The organism is Raoultella sp. T31 (assembly GCF_002806725.1).
Lineage (GTDB): Bacteria > Pseudomonadota > Gammaproteobacteria > Enterobacterales > Enterobacteriaceae > Klebsiella > Klebsiella electrica.
The window spans coordinates 48,250-69,682 of sequence record NZ_PIBO01000028.1; the positions used below are offsets into that span (position 1 = coordinate 48,250).

At 56.3% G+C, this 21,433-nt stretch carries 17 protein-coding genes; 11 read left to right on the forward strand and 6 right to left on the reverse strand.

Going from position 1 to position 21,433, the window contains the following annotated elements:
* Positions 1-31: 31 nt before the first annotated feature.
* From CWM52_RS17805 to CWM52_RS17820, 4 genes are read left to right on the forward strand one after another with little or no spacing between them, the layout of a single operon-like run.
* Positions 32-700 carry a hypothetical protein gene (locus tag CWM52_RS17805; RefSeq protein WP_100685320.1) on the forward strand — a complete coding sequence of 223 codons (669 nt, stop codon included), beginning with the start codon at positions 32-34 and terminating at the stop codon, positions 698-700.
* A gap of 24 nt (positions 701-724) precedes the next feature.
* Complete coding sequence (locus CWM52_RS17810; RefSeq protein ID WP_100685321.1) at positions 725-3,256, forward strand: fimbrial biogenesis outer membrane usher protein; 2,532 nt, start codon at positions 725-727, stop codon at positions 3,254-3,256.
* Positions 3,246-4,889 (forward strand): fimbrial adhesin EcpD, encoded by a 1,644-nt coding sequence (gene ecpD, locus CWM52_RS17815; protein WP_100685322.1) that lies wholly within the window; start codon positions 3,246-3,248, stop codon positions 4,887-4,889. Before CWM52_RS17810 ends, ecpD begins: the two co-directional genes overlap by 11 nt.
* Entirely contained in the window at positions 4,858-5,556 is a 699-nt protein-coding gene (locus CWM52_RS17820) for a fimbria/pilus periplasmic chaperone (RefSeq protein WP_100685323.1), read from the forward strand. The genes ecpD and CWM52_RS17820 overlap by 32 nt, the downstream gene beginning before the upstream one ends.
* A 47-nt stretch (positions 5,557-5,603) precedes the next feature.
* Here the strand turns inward: CWM52_RS17820 and CWM52_RS17825 are convergent, their stop codons facing one another.
* Positions 5,604-5,885: a YjcB family protein gene (locus tag CWM52_RS17825; protein WP_100685324.1), complete on the reverse strand. Its 282-nt coding sequence runs from the start codon at positions 5,883-5,885 to the stop codon at positions 5,604-5,606.
* A gap of 531 nt (positions 5,886-6,416) precedes the next feature.
* Here CWM52_RS17825 and CWM52_RS17830 point away from each other — a divergent pair.
* Complete coding sequence (locus tag CWM52_RS17830; protein ID WP_100685325.1) at positions 6,417-8,000, forward strand: EAL domain-containing protein; 1,584 nt, start codon at positions 6,417-6,419, stop codon at positions 7,998-8,000.
* Positions 8,001-8,004: 4 nt separating this feature from the next.
* On the opposite strand, the gene soxS is transcribed toward CWM52_RS17830, so the two are convergent.
* Positions 8,005-8,334, reverse strand: coding sequence for a superoxide response transcriptional regulator SoxS (gene soxS / locus CWM52_RS17835; RefSeq protein ID WP_004856516.1), 330 nt, complete (start codon positions 8,332-8,334; stop codon positions 8,005-8,007).
* 85 nt (positions 8,335-8,419) lie between these two features.
* On the opposite strand from soxS, the gene soxR reads away from it, so the two are divergent.
* From soxR to CWM52_RS17860, 3 genes are all read left to right on the forward strand, one after another.
* Positions 8,420-8,881, forward strand: a complete 462-nt coding sequence (gene soxR / locus CWM52_RS17840; RefSeq protein WP_100685326.1) for a redox-sensitive transcriptional activator SoxR — start codon at positions 8,420-8,422, stop codon at positions 8,879-8,881.
* A gap of 747 nt (positions 8,882-9,628) precedes the next feature.
* Positions 9,629-10,978, forward strand: coding sequence for an NCS2 family permease (locus CWM52_RS17855; protein WP_100685327.1), 1,350 nt, complete (start codon positions 9,629-9,631; stop codon positions 10,976-10,978).
* A gap of 273 nt (positions 10,979-11,251) precedes the next feature.
* Complete coding sequence (locus CWM52_RS17860) at positions 11,252-12,898, forward strand: Na+/H+ antiporter (RefSeq protein ID WP_100685328.1); 1,647 nt, start codon at positions 11,252-11,254, stop codon at positions 12,896-12,898.
* 139 nt (positions 12,899-13,037) lie between these two features.
* On the opposite strand, the gene CWM52_RS17865 is transcribed toward CWM52_RS17860, so the two are convergent.
* Positions 13,038-13,919, reverse strand: coding sequence for a LysR family transcriptional regulator (locus CWM52_RS17865; RefSeq protein WP_100685329.1), 882 nt, complete (start codon positions 13,917-13,919; stop codon positions 13,038-13,040).
* Between the two features lie 103 nt (positions 13,920-14,022).
* Here CWM52_RS17865 and CWM52_RS17870 point away from each other — a divergent pair, with 103 nt between their 5' ends.
* Together CWM52_RS17870 and CWM52_RS17875 are read left to right on the forward strand one after the other, a co-directional pair.
* Complete coding sequence (locus CWM52_RS17870; protein WP_100685330.1) at positions 14,023-14,433, forward strand: CidA/LrgA family protein; 411 nt, start codon at positions 14,023-14,025, stop codon at positions 14,431-14,433.
* On the forward strand, positions 14,426-15,115 hold the full coding sequence (locus CWM52_RS17875) for an LrgB family protein (RefSeq protein WP_100685331.1): 690 nt from the start codon (positions 14,426-14,428) through the stop codon (positions 15,113-15,115). Before CWM52_RS17870 ends, CWM52_RS17875 begins: the two co-directional genes overlap by 8 nt.
* A 33-nt stretch (positions 15,116-15,148) precedes the next feature.
* Here the strand turns inward: CWM52_RS17875 and actP are convergent, their stop codons facing one another.
* The 3 genes from actP to acs form a co-directional block, all read right to left on the reverse strand.
* On the reverse strand, positions 15,149-16,798 hold the full coding sequence (gene actP / locus CWM52_RS17880; RefSeq protein ID WP_100685332.1) for a cation/acetate symporter ActP: 1,650 nt from the start codon (positions 16,796-16,798) through the stop codon (positions 15,149-15,151).
* The gene (locus tag CWM52_RS17885; RefSeq protein WP_100685333.1) at positions 16,795-17,109 is read right to left on the reverse strand and encodes a DUF485 domain-containing protein; all 315 of its coding nucleotides are present in this window, start codon (positions 17,107-17,109) and stop codon (positions 16,795-16,797) included. Before CWM52_RS17885 ends, actP begins: the two co-directional genes overlap by 4 nt.
* A gap of 183 nt (positions 17,110-17,292) precedes the next feature.
* On the reverse strand, positions 17,293-19,251 hold the full coding sequence (gene acs / locus CWM52_RS17895; RefSeq protein ID WP_100685334.1) for an acetate--CoA ligase: 1,959 nt from the start codon (positions 19,249-19,251) through the stop codon (positions 17,293-17,295).
* 411 nt (positions 19,252-19,662) lie between these two features.
* Here acs and gltP point away from each other — a divergent pair, with 411 nt between their 5' ends.
* Positions 19,663-20,976, forward strand: a complete 1,314-nt coding sequence (gene gltP, locus CWM52_RS17905) for a glutamate/aspartate:proton symporter GltP (protein WP_100685336.1) — start codon at positions 19,663-19,665, stop codon at positions 20,974-20,976.
* Positions 20,977-21,433 lie beyond the last annotated feature (457 nt).

Consider the following 21,433-nt stretch of genomic DNA (forward strand, 5'->3'; position numbering starts at 1 on the left):
CCCCCTGCTTTCTCCCACGGACCGAATCCATATGAAAAACCGCATCCTGGCTATCAGCCTGTATTTTTGCGCCATCATGCCGGCCCTGGCACTGGATGTTGGCGATATTTCTTCATTTATGAACAGCGACGCCAGCGTGCTCAGTAAAGAGATTAAAAACACCACCGATAGCGGACGTTTAATCAATATCCATGTTGAACGCCTCTCCTCACCGCTTGAAGGTGGCAGCGTGATTCCGATGGACCGTCAGGACGAAGTGCTGCTGACGCCAGCCAGCCTGCTACTGCCCGCGAAGAGTAGCGATGTCATCCGCTTTTTCTATAAGGGGCCGGCGGATAATAAAGAACGCTACTACCGCATTGTCTGGTTCGATCAGGCATTGAGCGATGCGCAGCGCGATAGCGCCAGGCGCAGTGCGGTTGCTACCGCATCGGCCCGTATCGGCACCATCCTGGTCGTTGCCCCGCGTAGGGCTAATTACCGCTATCAGTATGCCAACGCAACGCTGGTGAATACCGGCAACGCCACGCTGCGCATCCTGGCGTACGGCCCCTGCCTGAAGCCCGCAGATGGCAAAGAATGCAAAGAGAATTATTACCTCATGCCCGGCAAAGAGCGCCGTTTCACCCGCGTGAATGTTGCCGATAAAAAGGGGCGGGTCGCACTCTGGCAGGGCGAGCAGTTTGTTCCCGTAAAATAACAATTGTGCTGATGGAATCAGGGTATGCCTTTACGACGGATTTCACCTGAGCTGAAAACGCTCCTTGCCTGCGGCATGGCCATTTTGACTCTTCCACTTAGTGTGAATGCCGCGCCTCAGCAGGTGCAGCAAATTGGCGGCGTGGTGATTCCTCAGGCATTCAGCCAGGCGCTACAGGATGGAATGAGTATCCCGCTGTTTCTTCACCTGGAAGGCAGTGCGGGTACCGGGGACGACCAGCGCCTTGGCAGTGCGTTTATCTGGCTGGATGCCGGTACGCTGCGCATCCGTCATATTCAACTGGAAGAGCGCGGCGATAACGCCAGCGTCAGTGAGCAAACCCGAAAAACGCTGACTGAACTGGCGAATACGCCCTTCAACAGCGATTTACACATCACGCTCACCCGCGATGCGCAGCTACAGCTCAGTCTGCGGCAGTTGCTGCTGCAACTGGTGGTGAAACGAGAAGCGCTGGGAACCGTCCTGCGCTCACGCAGTGAAGATATCGGCCAGTCCAGCGTTAACCGCCTCAGCAGCAGTCTGAACTATAACCTCGGCGTGTATAACAACCAGATGCGTAACGGTGGCAACAGTACCTCCAGCTATCTGTCGTTGAACAGCGTCAGCTCGCTGCGCGAGCACCATATCGTGTTGGACGGTTCGCTCTATGGCACCGGAACCAGCAATCAGGATAGCGAAATTTATAAGGCCATGTATGAGCGTGATTTCGCCGGGCATCGCTTTGCCGGCGGGATGCTGGATACGTGGAATTTACAGTCGCTTGGGCCGATGACCGCCATTTCCGCGGGCAAAATCTACGGCGCATCCTGGGGAAACCAGGCCAGCTCAACGGTGTTTGATAATTCACAATCGGTCACGCCGATCGTGGCTTTTTTACCTGCCGCGGGGGAGGTGCATTTATCGCGCGACGGGCGTCTGCTGAGCGTCCAGAACTTTGTGATGGGTAACCACGAAGTGGACACCCGGGGGCTACCATACGGTATTTATGATGTGGACGTTGAGGTTATCGTCAATGGCCGGGTGGTCAGTAAGCGCACCCAGCGGGTGAACAAACTGTTCAGTCGCGGACGCGGAGCGGGCGCACCGCTGGCCTGGCAGGTGTGGGGCGGCAGCTTTCATATGGATAGCTGGTCTGAGAGCGGTAAAAAGACCAAACCGGCGAAAGAGAGCTGGCTGGCGGGCCTGTCGACATCCGGCTCCGTGGGCACGCTCAGCTGGGCAGCAACCGGCTACGGTTACGATAGCAATGCCGTCGGCGAGACGCGTCTGACCGTCCCGCTGACCGAGTCTGTCAACGTTAACCTGCAAAATATGCTGGCCAGCGATAGCTCCTGGAGCAGCATTGGCAGTATCAGCGCTTCGTTGCCCGGTGGTTTCAGCACTATATGGCTTAACCAGGAAAAAACCATTATTGGCGCCAGGTTACGCCGCAGCGACGCCGACAACCGGGCGATTGGCGGAACCCTTAACCTGAACCCGCTGTGGTCAAAGCTGGGGACCTTTAGCATTAGCTACAACGATGACCGTCGCTATAACAGCCATTACTACACCGCGGATTATTATCAGACTCTCTTTAGCGGCGCCTTCGGCTCGCTGGGTCTGCGTGCCGGTATTCAGCGCTTTAATAATGGCGGCGGCGAGAGCAGTAGCAGTACCGGGAAGTATGTCGCGCTCGACTTCTCACTCCCGCTGGGCAACTGGTTCAGCGCCGGTATGACCCACCAGAACGGCTACACCATGGCAAACCTGTCCGCCCGTAAACAGTTTGATGAGGGGGTGGTACGTACCCTTGGGGCCAATATTTCGCGGGCGATCTCCGGCGATACCGGTAATGACAAAACGCTGAGCGGCGGAGCCTATACCCAGTTTGATACCCGCTATGCCAATGGCACGCTCAATATTAACAGCGGCGCTGACGGCTATGTGAATACCAACCTGACCGCCAGCGGTAGCGCCGGCTGGCAGGGGGGGAATATTGCCGCCAGCGGCCGCACCGATGGCAACGCTGGCGTGATTTTTAACACCGATCTCGATGATGACGGCAAGCTAAGCGCCAGGGTCAACGGACGGGTCGTCCAGCTTACCGGCAAACGCAACTATCTGCCGCTTTCACCGTACAGCCGTTATGAAGTCGAGCTGCAAAACAGCAAGAACTCACTCGACAGCTACGACATTGTCAGCAACCGCAAGAGCAGTCTGACGCTCTACCCGGGCAACGTGGCGGTGATCGAACCGGAGGTGAAACAGATGGTGACCGTTTCCGGGCGCATCCGCGCCGAAGACGGCACGCTGCTGGCCAATGCGCACATCAATAACCATATTGGCCGGACTCGTACCGATAACACGGGAGGATTCGTGATGGACGTGGATAAAAAATACCCCACCATCGATTTTACCTACGGCAATAACCAAAGCTGTGAAGTCGGGCTTGAGTTGAGTCAGGCGCGCGGAGCGGTATGGGTCGGCGATGTCGTCTGTACGGGTCTGAAAACTTACGCCAGCGCGCAGCAGGCAGGAGAAGGTCATGAAAGCTAAGTGGTTCCCGTTGGTTTGCCTGTTTATCGTCGCGCTGTGCGCGCCGCGGGCAGAAGCGGCGGTAACGAAAACAACCTGGGCGGACGCGGCAGCGGTGCAGTTTGTTTTTGTGGAAAACAACTCTGATGATAACTTTTTCGCCACGCCGGGCGGCGTGCTGGATCCGCGCATGACTGGCGCCAGTCGTTGGACCGGACTGAAATACACCGGTAGCGGCACTATCTATCAGCAGAGTCTGGGCTATATCGATAACGGCTTTAACACCGGGCTGAATGCCAACTGGAAGTTTGACATGTGGCTGGAAAATTCGCCGGTGTCGAATCCCCTGAGCGGCCTGCGCTGCATCAACTGGTACGCCGGCTGCGATATGGCGACCAGTCTGATTTTGCCTCAGGTCACGGATGCAAACGGCTTTTACGGTGTGACGGTGACCCCCGGCGGACAAAAATGGATGCACGGCATGATGTCGGACGCTTTCTACCAGTATCTACAGCAGATGCCGGTTGGCGGCAGCATGTCGATGACGATCAACGCCTGCCAGACCTCCATCTCCTACGATGCAAGCAGCGGGGCGCGCTGCAAAGATCAGGCCTCCGGCGCCTGGTACGTGCGTAAAGTGACCCATACTAAAGCGGCAAACTTAAAGCTTGTTAACACCCATTCGCTGACCGAAGTGTTTATCAATAGCGATGGGGTCCCGACGCTGGGCGAGGGCAGCTCGAACTGTCGCGCGCAGACGATTGGTAGCCGTAGCGGCCTGAGCTGCAAGATGGTCAACTATGCCTTGCAGCATAATGGACTGAGCAACACCTCGATTCATATTTTCCCGGCGATTAACAACACTTCGCTGACGTCGGCGGTGAATATCTATGATATGCAGTTCAGCCTTAATGGTAACAACTGGAAGCCGGTCAGCGGCAATGCCTACTACTATACGTTTAACGAGCTGAAAGCCTCGGATTCGGTCTACATCTTCTTTTCCAGCAACTTCTTTAAGCAGATGGTGGCGCTGGGCATCAGTGATATTAATACCAAGGATCTGTTTAACTTCCGCTTCCAGAACACCACCTCGCCGGAGTCCGGCTGGTACGAATTTTCCACCTCCAACTCGCTGATTATCAAACCGCGTGATTTCAGCATCAGCATTATTTCCGATGAGTACATCAGCTCGCCGTCGCGCGAAGGGTATGTCGGCGCGGGGCAGCCCTCGCTGGATTTTGGCTATATCGTCACCACCAGCGGCAAAACCGCCGCCGATGAAGTCCTGATCAAAGTCACTGGCCCATCGCAGTCGATTGCCGGGCGTTCATACTGCCTGTTCAGTTCGCCGGACGGGGCGACAAAAGTGCCTTTCCCGGCGCTGCTGACGTTTACCACCCGCAGCGGAACGAGCAAAAATTATGACGCCGGCTGTGATGACCGCTGGCGCGATATGACGGATGCGCTGTGGCTGACGACGCCGTGGACGGATGCCTCCGGCGATATTGGCGTGATGAACAAGACGACGGTGAAATTTTCTATACCGATGAACGACAATATTTCGTTAAGAACGGTAGATGACGATGGCTGGTTTGGTGAAGTGAGCGCTTCAGGAGAGATTCATGTTCAGGCGACATGGCGCAATATTAATTAACCTGCTCCGGGCCGTCGCGTGGTTGCTGCTTCTGGGCCTGCCAACGGCGGGCAGGGCGATTTCCGTCGGCAATTTAACCTTTTCGCTGGGCGCAGAGGAGAGCTTTGTCGCCAAACGGGTACTGAATAACAACTCAAGCGCGCGGCTTTATCAGGTTTCGGTCGTCGGAATAGACCGACCGGGGAGTCACGAGGTCCGTTCTCGTCCGGCTGATGGCGAGCTGCTCTTTGCCCCGCGTCAGCTCACCCTGCAGGCCGGGCAAGGGGAATATTTTAAATTCTATTATCATGGCCCGCAGGATAATCGTGAGCGCTATTACCGGGTGTCGTTTCGTGAAATTCCTACCCGAAACCGCATTGGCCGCACTGCGGCCGGCGGGGCTGTCGGTATTGATCCGGTGGTGGTGATGGACACGATTCTGGTGGTACGCCCGCGGCAGGTGCAGTTCAAATGGGCCTTCGATCGGCAGGCGGGAAGCGTCAGCAACAGCGGCAATACCTGGTTTAAACTGCTGATTAAGCCGGGATGTGATGCAACGGAAGAAGAGGGCGAGGCCTGGTACCTACGGCCTGGAGAGGTGGTTCGCCAGGCGGCGCTGCGCCAGCCTGGGAATAAATATATTATCTATAATGATAAATTTATTAAAATATCAAAGGATTGCGAGTAGCATTTGTTGGTAAATAAAAAAGCCTCCCGTGGGAAGCTTTTAGCGTATCAGGTCATGACCATCGGCCATTCTGTCGGCGTCTGACTCATGACTTCGATCATGACGTCTTTGATATTGCCCCAGATTCTGGCGATATCCAGCAACGTGATCCCCAATAAGCCGGTGGCGAACCAGCAGGCCGCAACCAGACCGAGGCCGCTACAAATAACGGCTAAACCGGCATACTCACTTTTACGTAGCTGAATGTTCATCGAACTGGCCAAAAACATCAGCACCGCGCTCACCAGCGGCCAGCGCAAAAGTATGACACTGGTAGTTATGGAAGCCATCAACCTCATCCTCAAAGAAAATCGGGTGCCTTTGACAACCTGGTGAGACTGACGATGACGTGGCGCTCTGGCTATCTACGGGCAATCAGGGGAATAATGAAACATTGTTCTTGTTTCATTATGTTGTGTGAACTATATCACATTTGCTGTTTTATTCACCAGTCAAAAATGTGCGTTTTTAGCGGTTTTTAATGCCATGTCTTTATTGTGGGTAATAATGGAATGTTCATTTGCCGTGACGTCAAACAGGTAGCCGGGTCTTCCCGGCGTGTGATTTCTTTTTTGTGCTCGTTATCTGCGGCTTTTATTACTTATTCCTACAGATCGTACGGATAAACCGAATCAGAGAACGGCTCTGTTCTTATAATGCGGAGAATGTTTCTTGATTCCCTGTGCAATCAGTATTATTCATCATTATTGATAATGGGGTTTTTACATCAAATGGCGGGTTACTGAAAATAGTCTCTGTTGTATAACAACGAGTGTGATCTTTTACCGTGATAAGGTATGTCGCATGGATAAAAAACGGAAATGAATCGTCGCACACTGCGTAACGCGTTGAGAATACTGGGAATGACGCTGGTGGTTCTGCTCCCCATTGTGCTGGCGCTGTGGTTTGCGCAAATCAGAGCAAAAGCAGAAACCTCCGACCGGCTGCGCGCATTTTCACAGCTGGCGCTGCAGAAAACGGAAATGGTGGTTGATGAGGCCGATCGCGCGCGCGAAAAAGCCTTGCAGTTTAAAGGGTCAATATGCTCTCCCGGACATCAGCAATATATGTTGTCGATTGTTCGCAGCCTGCTTTATATCGATGATTTAATTTATGCCGACGGTACGCGTTTGTTTTGCTCGACTGCGGTTCGCACCGATAGCGCATGGCTTATTCCTGCGGCGAATTATACAAAAAAGCCGGACATCGCTATCTACTACTATCGCGACACGCCTTTCTATCCCGGCTTTGCGATGAACTATATGCAGCGCGGGCACTACATTGCGGTGATTAATCCGCTCTCCTACAGTTCGTTAATATCGAGCGATAAAGATTTATCCTACGGCTTGTACGATACAAAAACCTATCAGTTTTTCTCCACCAGTAAAAATGCCGACGCTCCGGCACTGCATGGCCTGATTCGTCAGGAAGATGCCTTTTTCCGGCAGGGTAACCGGGTGTACACCGTGGCCCATTCCACCCTTCGCCCGATCGCCGTGATTATGTCTACCTCGTACGCCAGCTATTACCAGAGCCTTTATGATCAGGTGACGCTCACCCTCCCGCTGGGGGGCGTTTGCAGCATTCTGATTTTACTGGTGTGGTCGCGCAGCCGACAGCAATACCATTCGCCGCGCAATATGCTGCAGCGCGCGCTCAACCGGCGTCAGCTGTGCCTGCATTATCAGCCGATAATCGATATCGAAAATAACCGCTGCGTCGGAGCCGAAGCGCTGCTGCGCTGGCCGGGATTTGACGGACCGGTGATGACCCCGGCGGAGTTTATTCCGCTGGCGGAAAATGAAGGGATGATTGCGCAGGTCACCGATTACGTGGTGGATGAGTTGTTCTCCGGGCTTGGCGAATTTTTGGCTGCACATCCACATCTGTATATTGCGATTAACCTGTCGGCCACCGATTTCCACTCTTCGCGGCTTATTAGCCAAATCACTGAAAAAGCGCGGAATTACGCGGTGAATAGCCATCAAATTAAAATTGAAGTCACCGAGCGCGGATTTATTGACGTACAGAAAATGATGCCGGTCATCCAGGCATTCCGCGAAGCCGGGTATGAAATTGCCATCGATGACTTCGGTACCGGCTATTCTAATCTGCAGAATCTCCACTCGCTTAATGTAGACATTCTGAAGATCGATAAATCGTTTATCGACACGCTCACCACCAACAGTGCCAGCTACACGATCGCCGAGCATATTATTGAAATGGCTCACAGCCTGCGCTTAAAGACCATTGCCGAAGGCGTCGAAACCGCGGATCAGGTCAACTGGCTGCGAAAGCGCGGGGTCCGGTATTGTCAGGGCTGGTACTTTGCGAAAGCGATGCCGCCGCAGGAGTTCAGGCGGTGGCTGGCCAACGCGCCTGGGCTGCTCAGCCCTTGTATGTGAACGCTCAGGCGGAAATTTGATGGCGATAATCGCTGGGGGTACGATCGAACTCCCGGCGAAATACCCGTGAGAACGTCTGCTGCGACACATAGCCCAGATCCATCGCAATATCAAAGATCGGCCGCTGGGTCGTGCGGAGTGCCTCCGCCGCCAGCAGCAGCCGCCGCTGGCGGATGTAATCGCCCAGCGTTTGATGCATCACGGCGCGGAACATCCGCTGGAGGTACCATTTTGAATACCCCGATTTTCTGGCGACTACATCAATGTTAAGTGGTTGATCGATATGTTCATCAATCCATTCAATAAGCGTTTGGATAATATCCTGATGGGACATAAAGCGGCCTCTCTCAATTCTCGATTCGTCGTTTTGTCTGCGGGCGAGTATAATTCCTCAAGTTAACTTGAGGTAAAGCGCTTTTATGGAAAAGAAATCCCCCCGTATGAAAATGCTGTTGACCCCCGGCGAGGTGGCAAAACGAACCGGCGTGGCCGTCTCTGCCCTGCATTTCTATGAAAGCAAAGGGTTAATCCACAGCCAGCGTAATGCCGGTAATCAGCGGCGCTATCGCCGCGATGTGCTGCGCGCGGTGGCGATCATCAAGATCGCCCAGCGAATCGGCATTCCGCTGTCGACCATTGGCGATGCGTTTGGCGTGTTGCCGGAAGGGCATAACCTCAGCGCGAAGGAGTGGAAGCAGCTCTCATCGCAGTGGCGGGAAGAGCTTGATCGGCGTATTCATACCTTGACCGCGCTGCGCGACCAGCTTGATGGCTGTATCGGCTGCGGCTGTCTGTCGCGACGCGACTGCCCGCTGCGCAACCCGGGAGATAAGCTGGGTGAAGAGGGGACCGGCGCGCGACTGCTGGAAGATGACGTATAAAACTAAAGCGCCACAACAGGGCGCTTTAGTTGTTTTCCGGTCTTTGTCTTTAACATTATCCTGATGGTTCGCAGGAGGGTTTCCCCCGACATCGGCTCCCCTCGGTATTGCGCAAGATGTTGATGGAGGTTCCGGATTGCGCCGACAATTTAATTGTGGCACAGCCCGGCGTTTTCACCCGTTTATTTTGGCGAAATTTTTCCGCCAATCACCGTCAGTTCCTGTCGTGAATTTGAACGAATAACCGGGGAACCGCCATGCTGACGGTACACCCTCCCAATCCATTGCGATCCCAGCGCGTGCGGTGGGCGTTTGAAGAACGCCAGCTGCCTTATCGTATTGTCAGCTACCCGCAGTGAGGCAGTGATTTTTGTGATGACCGCAGTGAATGGCTATCAGCGCAATACAAAAATGTTACCTGATTGCGCATAGACGATAACGTTTGCGCATCGACTGGTTATTTGATGAACGCCATAAGCAAAATTTAGCGAATTAACACAAACTTCAGTTGAAAAGGCGCGTCTAAAGGCTGGATAATCGTTTGCTTTTGTATTTTGCTCACTATTTACCCCGCTTTGGGGGGAGCAAATGCATTCTGACCACCGTATTGTATGCGCGGAGTTAAACGTTTGCTTTTTGCAGCCCCCCTGGCGCTGTGAGAGAGCACAAGGAGATCGCGTTTAACTGGCAGTGGATGGTCCACCACGCATACGGACGAACGATTAAAATTTTCAGGGGAAGTTTTCTATGTCTACGCCTTCAGCGCGTACCGGCGGTTCGTTAGACGCCTGGTTTAAAATTTCAGCTCGTGGCAGCTCCGTGCGTCAGGAGATTGTTGCCGGTTTAACCACCTTCCTGGCGATGGTGTACTCGGTCATTGTGGTCCCGGGCATGTTGGGTAAAGCCGGATTCCCTCCGGCAGCCGTGTTCGTCTCCACGTGTCTGGTCGCCGGCGTAGGCTCTCTGGTGATGGGGCTGTGGGCAAACCTGCCGCTGGCCATCGGCTGCGCTATTTCGCTGACCGCGTTCACCGCCTTCAGCCTGGTGCTGGGCCAGCACATCAGTATTCCGGTTGCGCTGGGCGCCGTGTTCCTGATGGGCGTGCTGTTCACCGTTATCTCCGCCACCGGTATTCGTAGCTGGATCCTGCGCAATTTACCGCAGGGCGTTGCGCACGGCACCGGGATAGGTATCGGCCTGTTTCTGCTGCTGATCGCCGCCAACAGCGTGGGCCTGGTGATTAAAAACCCGCTGGACGGTTTGCCGGTCGCGCTGGGTCACTTCAACAGCTTCCCGGTGATTATGTCGCTGGTGGGGCTGGCGGTGATCATTGGCCTGGAAAAAATGAAAGTGCCGGGCGGTATCCTGTTGACCATTATCGGCGTGTCGATCGTGGGGCTGATTTTTGACCCGAACGTCCATTTCTCCGGTATTTTCGCGATGCCGTCGCTGAGCGACGACAAAGGCAACTCGCTGATTGGCAGCCTCGATATCATCGGCGCGCTGAACCCGGTGATTCTGCCAAGCGTGCTGGCGCTGGTGATGACGGCGGTATTTGATGCCACCGGCACCATTCGCGCCGTAGCGGGGCAGGCAAACCTGCTGGATAAAGACGGGCAGATTATCAACGGCGGTAAAGCCTTGACCACCGACTCCCTGAGCAGCGTCTTCTCCGGCGTTGTCGGGGCGGCGCCGGCGGCGGTGTATATCGAATCGGCGGCGGGGACTGCGGCGGGCGGTAAAACCGGCCTCACCGCGGTGACCGTTGGCGTGCTGTTCCTGCTGATTCTGTTCCTCTCTCCGCTCTCTTATCTGGTGCCTGCGTATGCCACGGCGCCTGCGCTGATGTATGTCGGTCTGCTGATGCTGAGCAACGTGGCGAAAATCGACTTTAACGATTTCGTCGATGCGATGGCCGGGCTTATCACCGCGGTCTTTATCGTGCTGACCTGTAACATCGTCACCGGCATCATGATCGGCTTTGCCACCCTGGTGATTGGCCGTCTGGTCTCCGGCGAGTGGCGTAAGCTGAACGTGGGGACCGTCATCATCGCGGCCGCGCTGGTTATCTTCTACGCCGGCGGTTGGGCCATTTAAGCTTTTCTTGCGCATCGCGGGCGGCTCAGGCCGCCCGTTTTATTTTTAAGCCACATCCTGTTTCCTTTTGCGTTAATCTGAGTAGCGTATTATCCAGAGACATGACGGCTCCGGTGTATACCCGTCATACTTCAAGTTGCATGAGCGTTGGCTGTTCTCGCTCATCCCAGTCACTTACTTCAGTAAGCTCCTGGGGATTCCCTGCGTCGCTGTCTGCCTGCAACTCGAATTATTGAGGGTATAAAATAAGAAAACCCAGCAAACAGGGAACACATGGAAATATTCTTCACCATACTCATTATGACCCTCGTGGTCTCTCTCTCCGGGGTGGTTACACGCGTACTGCCCTTTCAGGTCCCACTACCACTGATGCAAATCGCCATTGGCGCGCTACTGGCGTGGCCGACGTTTGGTTTGCACGTTGAATTCGACCCCGAGCTGTTCCTGGTCTTGTTTATCCCGCCGCTGCTTTTTGCCGACGGCTGGAAAACGCCGACCCGAGAATTTATTGAGCACGGACGAGAAATCCTCGGGCTGGCGCTGGCGCTGGTGCTGGTGACGGTGGTGGGGATTGGCTTCCTTATTTACTGGATCGTGCCGGGTATTCCGCTGATTCCCGCCTTCGCGCTGGCGGCGGTGTTGTCACCGACCGATGCCGTGGCGCTGTCAGGCATCGTGGGCGAAGGGCGCATTCCGAAAAAAATTATGGGGATTTTGCAGGGCGAGGCGTTGATGAACGATGCCTCCGGCCTGGTCTCGCTGAAGTTTGCCGTCGCCGTGGCGATGGGCACGATGGTCTTTACCGTCGGCGGTGCGACGGTCGAGTTCCTCAAAGTTGCCATCGGCGGCATCCTCGCCGGGTTTGTGGTGAGCTGGCTGTATGGTCGTTCGATGCGCTTCCTCAGCCGCTGGGGCGGCGATGAGCCAGCGACGCAGATTGTGCTGCTGTTCCTGCTGCCGTTTGCCTCCTACCTGATCGCGGAACATATCGGTGTATCCGGGATCCTGGCGGCGGTGGCGGCGGGGATGACCATCACCCGTTCCGGCGTGATGCGCACCGCGCCGCTGGCCATGCGCCTGCGAGCGAACAGTACCTGGGCGATGCTGGAATTTGTCTTTAACGGCATGGTGTTCCTGCTGTTGGGTCTGCAACTGCCGGAGATTCTGTCGACGTCGCTGGTGGCGGCGGAAGCGGATCCTAATGTTGAAACCTGGATGCTGTTTACTGACATTATCCTGATCTACGCCGCGCTGATGCTGGTGCGTTTTGGCTGGCTGTGGACGATGCGCAAATTAAGCCAGCGTTTCCTGAAAAAGAAACCGATGGAATTTGGTTCGTGGACCACCCGTGAGCTGCTTATCTCCTCCGTTGCCGGAGTCCGCGGGGCGATAACCCTCGCCGGTGTGCTGTCGATTCCGCTGCTGCTGCCGGATGGCAACGTCTTCCCGGCCCGCTATGAGCTGATCTTCCTGGCCGCCGGGGTGATTCTGTTCTCGCTGTTTGTCGGGGTGATTGCGCTGCCGCTTTTGCTGCGCCACATTGAGTCGAGCGACCACGTTCAGCAGCGGAAAGAAGAGCGGCTGGCGCGCGCGGCGACGGCGGATGTGGCGATTGTCGCGATTCAGAAAATGGAAGAGCGTCTGGCGGCCGATACCAAAGAGAATATTGATAACCAGCTGCTGACCGAGGTCAGTTCGCGGGTGATTGGTAACCTGCGCCGCCGCGTCGACGGACGTAACGATGTGGAAACCTCGATACTCGAAGAGCAGCTTGAGCGTCGGTTCCGCCTGGCGGCGCTGCGTTCAGAACGCGGCGAGCTGTATCATCTTCGGGCGACCCGACAGATCAGCAATGAAACGCTGCAGAAGCTGCTTCACGACCTTGACCTGCTGGAAGCGCTGCTCATCGAAGATCGGTAATGCGTACCTTCTCCCCGGCGGCGCTTTTGCTTGCCGGGGAAAAAGGCGCCTGCGGGACGGGTTGGGGTGACAGCGTCGCTCTGATAAGGCGTTTACGCCGCGACCCGGCACGAAGCCGCCGCGCGCCGCCTCCGGGAACTTACTTCAGCCAGAACGCTTTACTGCATTCCAGCCACGCCTGCGCGCTGTGCGACAGATAAACGCCTTCCCGCCAGATCATCCCCAGCTCCCAGTGCAGCTCGCTCTGCAGCGGTATCGAGCAAAAATTCTCCGCATCGAGACGTTCACAGATCGGTTGCGGCAGGATAGCCACGCCGATGCCCGCCTGCACCATAGCCGCGAGGAAATCCCACTGGCCGCTGCGCACCGCGATGCGCGGCTTCACCTCATGACAGGTAAACAGCGCCATCAGCTGCCGGTTCAGAGCGAAACCTTCGTTATAAATGACCAGCGGATGGGCCGCGAGCGCTTCCGGCGACAGGGACTGAACGCTTTCCCACTCCTCCGTTCTCGGCGTCAGCACGCACAGCGGATGGTTGAAGAGCGGCAACGTGCTCAGGCCGCTGTCTTCATCTACCGGCAGCGCCGTCATGGCGAGATCCAGTTCGCCGTTGCTCACCGCCTGCTGGACCGTCAGGCCACCGAACTCGGCAATTTTCAGCTCCACGCCCGGGTAGCGCTGGCGAAACAGGCTAATCGGTTCGGCCATCAGCATGCCGACCATCGGCGGGATCCCCAGTCTCAGGACCCCTTTGTACAGGTGGTTAATATCATTCAGCTCTGATTCCAGCTGATGAAACTCGCCCAGAATCGCCTGCCCACGCTCGAAGACAACCCGACCGGTATCGGTCAGCAGGAGCCGGCGGCCATCGCGAATCAACAGGGTGCAGTTCAGCTCATCTTCCAGATTTTTGAGCATTTTGCTGATCGTGGGCTGTGTGACGAAAAGTTTTTCCGCAGCGCGCGTAAAACTCTGTTGACGCACCACTTCGACAAAATAGCGCAGCGTTCGGATATCCATAATTATTCCCAGAGACTATACCTGTGATGATTTTAATTCATTTTTGTCCGTTCGGGCGGCTCTCTATACTTTACACCTTGCTTCTTTTTCAGGAGTTTCGCTCATGGCCTTCGCGCCAGCTCGTGTGACCCCCTTCGTTGTCCAGCGCCTCCAGGTCCCGGTTCAGGTGCTGATATATGCCGGATTGTTTGTCTGCGCTGAATATTTGGTTAACTGGCTGCATCTGCCGCTGCCGGCGAACCTGGTCGGCATGTTGCTGCTGCTGACGCTGATCGTCTGTCGGGTTATCCCGCTAAAATGGGTGCGGGCTGGCGCCCGCTGGCTGCTGGCGGAAATGCTGCTGTTCTTTGTTCCGGCAGTGGTGGCGGTGGTGAACTATACCCAGCTGCTGATGGTCGACGGCTGGCGGATCTTGCTGGTGATTGCGCTGAGCACCCTGATGGTGCTGGGGGCAACGGCATGGGTGGTGGATAAAGTGTATCGCTATGAAGTCAGCCGGATGAAGCATGAGTGATTTTCAACTGAGCGTCCTGTGCCTGGTGGTGACGCTGGCACTCTATTTCGCTAATAAGCGCCTGTATCGCCGCTTCCACAAGCTGCCGCTGATGCCGCTGGTGTTTACCCCGATACTGCTGGTGCTGATTCTGGTTTTCGGCCACATTTCCTATCAGAACTATATGGGCGAGACCCACTGGCTGTTATGGCTGCTGGGGCCTGCAACCATCGCGTTTGCCGTCCCGGTGTATGACAACCTGGCTATCATTAAACGGCACTGGATGTCGCTGACCGCGGGCGTAACGACGGCAGTGGTTGTCGCCGTGACCAGCTCCGTGTGGCTGGCGCGACTGTTGACGCTGCCGGATGCGATTCAGCGTAGTCTGGCGGTGCGTTCGATCACCACGCCGTTTGCGCTGGCGGCGGCAAAACCGATCGGCGGCCAGCCGGATCTGGTGGCGCTGTTCGTGGTGATCACCGGCGTGTTTGGTATGGCGGTGGGCGATGCGCTGTTTATGCGGCTCGCCATTCGCGCAGGGATGGCAAAAGGCGCTGGATTTGGCGCCGCCTCGCACGGCGCAGGTACCGCCCGCTCCTATGAGCTGGGACCGCAGGAAGGGGTGGTGGCTAGCCTGGTGATGATGTTGTCTGGCGTGGTGATGGTACTGGCGGCGCCGCTGGTGCGCCTGCTGATGTTTTAATGTTCCCCGGCCAGGCGGCCGGGGAACGTCAGGTTAGTGCGCCTGCCCGCGTTCGATACCGATCCCGGTTTGCGAACGGATAAACTGAGCGCGGAACTGCTCGCGCTCGCGCATCCCTTCCGCCGAGTTATCGGTGGCGGAGAAGATCCAGATACCGATAAAGGCGATAGCGATAGAGAACAGCGCCGGATACTCATACGGGAAGATCGCCTTTTCATGGCCGAGGATCTGGACCCAAATCGTCGGGCCAAGGATCATCAGAATCACGGCGGTCAGCAGCCCCAGCCAGCCGCCTACCATGGCACCGCGAGTGGTCAGCTTCGACCAGTACATCGACAGCAGTATGATCGGGAAGTTACAGCTGGCGGCGATGGAGAAGGCCAGACCCACCATGAAGGCAATGTTCTGATTCTCAAACAAAATCCCCAGCAGAATCGCCACGATCCCCAGTACCAGAACGGTAATTTTCGAGACCCGCAGCTCATCGCGCTCGCTGGCGCCCTTACGGAAGACGTTAGCATACAGGTCGTGAGAGACCGCCGATGCGCCGGCCAGCGTCAAGCCGGCGACCACCGCCAGAATCGTGGCGAAGGCCACCGCTGAAATAAAGCCGAGGAACAGGTTGCCGCCCACCGCATCGGCGAGGTGTACCGCCGCCATATTGTTGCCGCCGATCAGCACGCCTGCGGAGTCTTTGAATGCGGGATTCGCCCCCACCAGCATGATCGCGCCGAAGCCGATAATAAAGGTCAGGATATAGAAATAGCCCATAAACCCAGTGGCGTAGAACACGCTCTTACGCGCTTCTTTCGCATCGCTGACGGTGAAGAAACGCATCAGAATGTGCGGCAGACCGGCGGTACCGAACATCAGGCCGAGGCCGAGCGACAGCGCCGATATCGGGTCTTTCACCAGTCCGCCAGGGCTCATAATCGCCGCACCTTTCGGATGCACCGCCATCGCTTCAGTGAACAGATTGTTGAAGCTGAAGCCGACGTGCTTCATGACCATAAAGGCCATAAAGCTGGCGCCGCACAGCAGCAGAACGGCCTTGATAATCTGCACCCAGGTGGTGGCGAGCATACCGCCGAAGAGGACGTAGAGCACCATCAGCACGCCGACCAGCACCACCGCGATGTGGTAGTTCAGGCCGAACAGCAGCTGAATCAGTTTGCCTGCGCCGACCATCTGCGCAATCAGATACAGCGCCACCACCACCAGCGAGCCGCAGGCGGAGAGAGTACGAATCGGCCCTTGCTTAAGGCGATAAGAGGCGACGTCAGCGAAGGTGTAGCGCCCGAGGTTACGCAGGCGCTCGGCAATCAGGAACAGAATAATCGGCCAGCCGACCAGGAAACCGAGGGAGTAAATCAGCCCGTCGTAGCCGGAGGTGTAGACCAGCGCGGAAATACCGAGGAAGGAGGCGGCCGACATAAAGTCGCCGGCGATCGCCAGCCCGTTCTGAAAGCCGGTGATATTTCCGCCCGCGGTATAATAATCGCTGCGCGAGCGCACGCGTTTTGACGCCCAGTAGGTGATATATAGCGTCAGGGCGACAAAGATCAGGAACATGACGATCGCCTGCCAGTTCGTCGGCTGGCGTTGTACCGCGCCGGTAATGGCGTCAGCGGCACTCGCGGAAAAAGGGAGCGTGGCGGCAATCGCCGTCAGGACTTTCTTCATGATGCGTGCACCTCGCTGATAACGCTTTTGGTCAGACGGTCAAATTCGCCATTCGCCCGCCAGACATAAATCCCGGTCAGGACAAAAGAGATGACGATAACGCCGATGCCGATCGGGATACCCCGGGTGACGCTGGTACCGGCATGCAGCGGCGTACCCAGCCAACCGGGGGCGAACGCGATGAGCAGAATAAAGCCCACGTAGATCACCAACATAATCAGTGACAGGATGGCGGCAAACCTTTGCCGGGTTGCAACTAACTCCCTGAAATGCGCACTATTTTCTATCCGCTGACAAAGTTGCTCATTCATTACAGCGTCTCCAGAGGTACCCTTTTCGTCATCCCCGCGCTGACCGTCGGCAGCACTTATCCGCCCGGCAACATGCTGTCGGGAAGAGAGGGTGCTTACTGCTGTCCTGCTACGTGGAATCCTTAGGGCGTATGATTTATGTCCTCTCCCCCCACGGGGAGAGGGTGTAGGGAATGAGTCCGTTTACGACGGCATCGCGATGGCCTGCTTCTCTTCGAGCAGTTTCTCCACGACGCCAGGATCCGCCAGTGTTGATGTATCGCCGAGATTGCTGGTATCGCCCGCGGCAATCTTGCGCAGAATACGTCGCATGATCTTACCCGAGCGGGTTTTCGGTAATGAATCGGTCCAGTGCAGCACGTCCGGGGTCGCCAGCGGGCCAATCTCTTTGCGTACCCAGTTGCGCACCTCCGCATACAGCTCCGGCGTCGGCTCCTCACCGTGATTGAGCGTCACGTAAGCGTAGATCGCCTGGCCTTTGATGTTATGCGGAATGCCGACCACGGCCGCTTCGGCGATTTTCGGGTGCGACACCAGCGCCGATTCGATTTCGGCGGTCCCCAGACGGTGGCCGGATACGTTCAGAACGTCGTCGACGCGGCCGGTGATCCAGAAGTAGCCATCTTCATCACGACGCGCGCCGTCGCCGCTGAAATACATATTTTTGAAGGTGGAGAAGTAGGTCTGTTCAAAGCGCTCATGGTCGCCGAACAGGGTCCGCGCCTGTCCCGGCCAGGAGTCGGCGATAGCCAGGTTGCCTTCGGTCGCGCCCTCCAGCGGAGTGCCTTCATTGTCGACCAGCACCGGCTGCACGCCGAAGAACGGACGCGTGGCGGAACCCGCTTTCAGCTCAATGGCGCCCGGCAGCGGCGTAATCATGAAGCCGCCGGTTTCAGTTTGCCACCAGGTATCCATCACCGGGCATTTCTCGTTGCCGATCTTCTTCCAGTACCACTCCCAGGCCTCCGGGTTAATCGGCTCGCCGACCGAGCCCAGAATACGCAGGGAAGAGCGGTCGGTGCCTTCGATGGCCTTATCGCCTTCCGCCATCAGCGCGCGGATCGCCGTCGGCGCGGTGTAGAGAATATTAACTTTGTGCTTATCGACGACCTGACACATCCGTGCCGGCGTCGGCCAGTTCGGCACGCCTTCAAACATCAGCGTGGTGGCGCCGCAGGCCAGCGGGCCGTACAGCAGATAGCTGTGGCCGGTCACCCAGCCCACATCGGCGGTACACCAGTAGATATCGCCCGGATGGTAGTCAAAGACATATTTGAAGGTGGTGGCGGCATAGACCAGATAGCCGCCGGTGGTGTGCAGCACCCCTTTGGGTTTACCGGTTGAACCGGAGGTATAGAGGATGAACAGCGGGTCTTCCGCATTCATCTCTTGCGGCTGGTGCTGGTCGCTGGCTTTCTCGATCAGGTCGCTCCACCACAGGTCGCGTCCTTGCTGCCAGTCGATGTTGCCGCCGGTACGTTTGAGTACCACCACATGCTCAATGCTTTTCACATGCGGGTTTTTTAACGCATCGTCAACGTTCTTCTTCAGCGGAATCGCGCGCCCGGCGCGCAGCCCTTCATCGGCAGTGATGACCAGACGAGAGTTCGAGTCGATGATACGGCCGGCGACCGCTTCGGGAGAAAAACCGCCGAAGATAACCGAGTGGATCGCGCCGATACGGGCGCAGGCCAGCATGGCGACGGCGGCTTCCGGCACCATTGGCATGTAGATAGCGACGACATCGCCCTTTTTAATGCCGAGGTCGAGCAGGACGTTAGCAAAGCGGCAGACGTCGTGGTGAAGCTCGCGATAAGTGATATGTTTGCTCTGGCTGGCGTCGTCGCCCTCCCAGATAATCGCGGTCTGGTCGCCGCGTTCGGCCAGGTGGCGATCGAGGCAGTTAGCGGCAAGGTTCAGCGTGCCGTCTTCATACCATTTAATAGAGACGTTGCCCGGTGCGAATGAGGTGTCCTTCACGCGCGTGTAGGGCCGCATCCAGTCAAGGATTTTGCCCTGCTCGCCCCAGAAGGCATCCGGGTCGGTGACGGACTGCTGATACTGCGCCTGGTACTGTTCCGGGTTAATCAGGCAACGTTCCGCAATCGTAGCGGGAATAGGGTGTTTATGTATTTGGCTCATGGCTTTTTTTCTCCTGTAGGTTGTTAAATATATGTCAAATAAACGTTAATAGTAGGGGCTTTGGCGGCTTTGTTTGCTATTTGGGGGGCAGATCACGCAATAAATAAATTGAATGAAAAGCAATCAAATGAAACTTTGGTGTGAAATAATTTCTGAAATGGATTTATAGAAATTGAATGTATTAAATATTTTTTATAACAAATACTTATGCAACATAAGGTGGGGATATTAGCGGGTTTATGCATAAAGCCAGAGTAAACCGCTGTTCTTAAAGACTTGCGTAGCATGCCGTGCAAATGATACTGATATTGCGCGTTAAATAACCCTATAAAGCAACGCAACACAATTCATACCCCTTTCAGTGGGCGCCATTACCTCCTGGAATGGTGCCTTTCATTGAGGAAGTCTGTAGTGAAGAAAAAAACAAAAGTCAGCCTGGCCTGGCAAATTTTGCTGGCCCTGGTGCTGGGCATACTTCTGGGCAGTTACCTGCATTACCACGCCGAAAGCCGTGACTGGTTAATCTCGAACCTCCTGACGCCGGCGGGCGATATCTTTATCCACCTGATCAAGATGATTGTTGTTCCGATTGTCATCTCGACGCTGATTGTCGGGATTGCGGGCGTTGGCGACGCGAAGCAGTTGGGCCGTATCGGCGCGAAAACCATTATCTATTTTGAAGTGATCACTACGGTGGCGATTGTGCTGGGGATTACTCTGGCCAACGTCTTCCAGCCGGGCAGCGGTATTGATATGTCGCAGCTGGCCGCGGTGGATATCTCGAAATATCAAAACACCACGGCAGAGGTGCAAAGCCACGCTCACGGTCTGATGGGGACGATACTGTCGCTGGTGCCGACCAATATTGTCGCGTCGATGGCGAAAGGCGATATGTTGCCGATTATTTTCTTCTCGGTGCTGTTCGGCCTGGGGCTCTCTTCGCTGCCAGCGACCCATCGTGAACCGCTGGTGACCGTGTTCCGCTCCATTTCCGAAACCATGTTCAAAGTGACCCACATGGTGATGCGCTATGCGCCGGTCGGGGTGTTTGCGCTGATTTCGGTGACCGTTGCCACCTTTGGCTTCGCCTCGCTGTGGCCGCTGGCCAAACTGGTTATCCTGGTCTACTTCGCGATTCTGTTCTTCGCGCTGGTGGTGCTGGGGATCGTGGCGCGGGTATGCGGATTAAGTATCTGGATTCTGATCCGTATCCTGAAAGACGAGCTGATTCTGGCCTACTCCACCGCCAGCTCCGAGAGCGTATTGCCGCGTATTATTGAGAAGATGGAAGCCTATGGCGCCCCGGCTTCTATTACCAGTTTTGTTGTGCCGACCGGCTATTCATTTAACCTCGATGGCTCAACGCTGTATCAGAGTATCGCGGCGATCTTTATTGCCCAGCTGTACGGTATTGAACTGTCACTGTGGCAGGAAATCACTCTGGTGCTGACGCTGATGGTCACCTCGAAAGGGATTGCCGGCGTGCCGGGCGTCTCCTTCGTGGTGCTGCTGGCGACGCTGGGGAGCGTAGGGATTCCGCTGGAAGGGCTGGCCTTTATTGCCGGTGTTGACCGTATCCTCGATATGGCGCGTACCGCGCTGAACGTGGTCGGGAATGCGCTGGCGGTGCTGGTGATCGCCAAGTGGGAGCACAAGTTTGACCGCAAAAAAGCGCTGGCCTATGAGCGCGAAGTGCTGGGCAAATTTGATAAAACCGCGCAATAAAACACAACGCCCGGCGGCGCTGCGCTTGCACGGGCCTACAGAGCTTGTGCAGGTGTTGAGATCGCGGGGGTTGTAGGCCGGGTCAGGCGTCAGCCGCCACCCGGCAAAATGCGGGCACTCTGTTCAACGCCGGTTTGTCCGCACTCTCACCGCCCGGCGACATCGCGCCAGGCCCAGATAGCTTCTTACATTGCCCGGCGGCGCTGCGCTTGCGCGGGCCTACAGAACTTGTGCAGGTGTTGAGATCGCGGGTGTTGTAGGCCGGGTCAGCCGTCAGCCGCCACCCGGCAAAACGCGGGCACTCTGTGCAAAGCCGGTTTGTCAGCGGTCTCACCGCCCGGCGACATCGCGCCAGGCCCAGATAGCTTCGTACATTGCCCGGCGGCGCTGCGCTTGCGCGGGCCTACAGAACTTGTGCAGGTGTTGAGATCGCGGGTGTTGTAGGCCGGGTCAGGCG

Excerpts from the sequence above, each read along its gene's own strand:
- soxS (WP_004856516.1), bottom strand. The coding sequence starts at position 8,334 with ATGTCCCATCAGGATATTATCCAAACGCTTATTGAATGGATTGATGAA.
- soxR (WP_100685326.1), top strand. The coding sequence starts at position 8,420 with ATGGAAAAGAAATCCCCCCGTATGAAAATGCTGTTGACCCCCGGCGAG.
- CWM52_RS17865 (WP_100685329.1), bottom strand. The coding sequence starts at position 13,919 with ATGGATATCCGAACGCTGCGCTATTTTGTCGAAGTGGTGCGTCAACAG.
- CWM52_RS17885 (WP_100685333.1), bottom strand. The coding sequence starts at position 17,109 with ATGAATGAGCAACTTTGTCAGCGGATAGAAAATAGTGCGCATTTCAGG.
- CWM52_RS17860 (WP_100685328.1), top strand. The coding sequence starts at position 11,252 with ATGGAAATATTCTTCACCATACTCATTATGACCCTCGTGGTCTCTCTC.
- CWM52_RS17855 (WP_100685327.1), top strand. The coding sequence starts at position 9,629 with ATGTCTACGCCTTCAGCGCGTACCGGCGGTTCGTTAGACGCCTGGTTT.
- CWM52_RS17870 (WP_100685330.1), top strand. The coding sequence starts at position 14,023 with ATGGCCTTCGCGCCAGCTCGTGTGACCCCCTTCGTTGTCCAGCGCCTC.
- ecpD (WP_100685322.1), top strand. The coding sequence starts at position 3,246 with ATGAAAGCTAAGTGGTTCCCGTTGGTTTGCCTGTTTATCGTCGCGCTG.
- CWM52_RS17830 (WP_100685325.1), top strand. The coding sequence starts at position 6,417 with ATGAATCGTCGCACACTGCGTAACGCGTTGAGAATACTGGGAATGACG.
- CWM52_RS17875 (WP_100685331.1), top strand. The coding sequence starts at position 14,426 with ATGAGTGATTTTCAACTGAGCGTCCTGTGCCTGGTGGTGACGCTGGCA.
- CWM52_RS17820 (WP_100685323.1), top strand. The coding sequence starts at position 4,858 with ATGTTCAGGCGACATGGCGCAATATTAATTAACCTGCTCCGGGCCGTC.
- CWM52_RS17825 (WP_100685324.1), bottom strand. The coding sequence starts at position 5,885 with ATGGCTTCCATAACTACCAGTGTCATACTTTTGCGCTGGCCGCTGGTG.
- acs (WP_100685334.1), bottom strand. The coding sequence starts at position 19,251 with ATGAGCCAAATACATAAACACCCTATTCCCGCTACGATTGCGGAACGT.
- CWM52_RS17810 (WP_100685321.1), top strand. The coding sequence starts at position 725 with ATGCCTTTACGACGGATTTCACCTGAGCTGAAAACGCTCCTTGCCTGC.
- actP (WP_100685332.1), bottom strand. The coding sequence starts at position 16,798 with ATGAAGAAAGTCCTGACGGCGATTGCCGCCACGCTCCCTTTTTCCGCG.
- CWM52_RS17805 (WP_100685320.1), top strand. The coding sequence starts at position 32 with ATGAAAAACCGCATCCTGGCTATCAGCCTGTATTTTTGCGCCATCATG.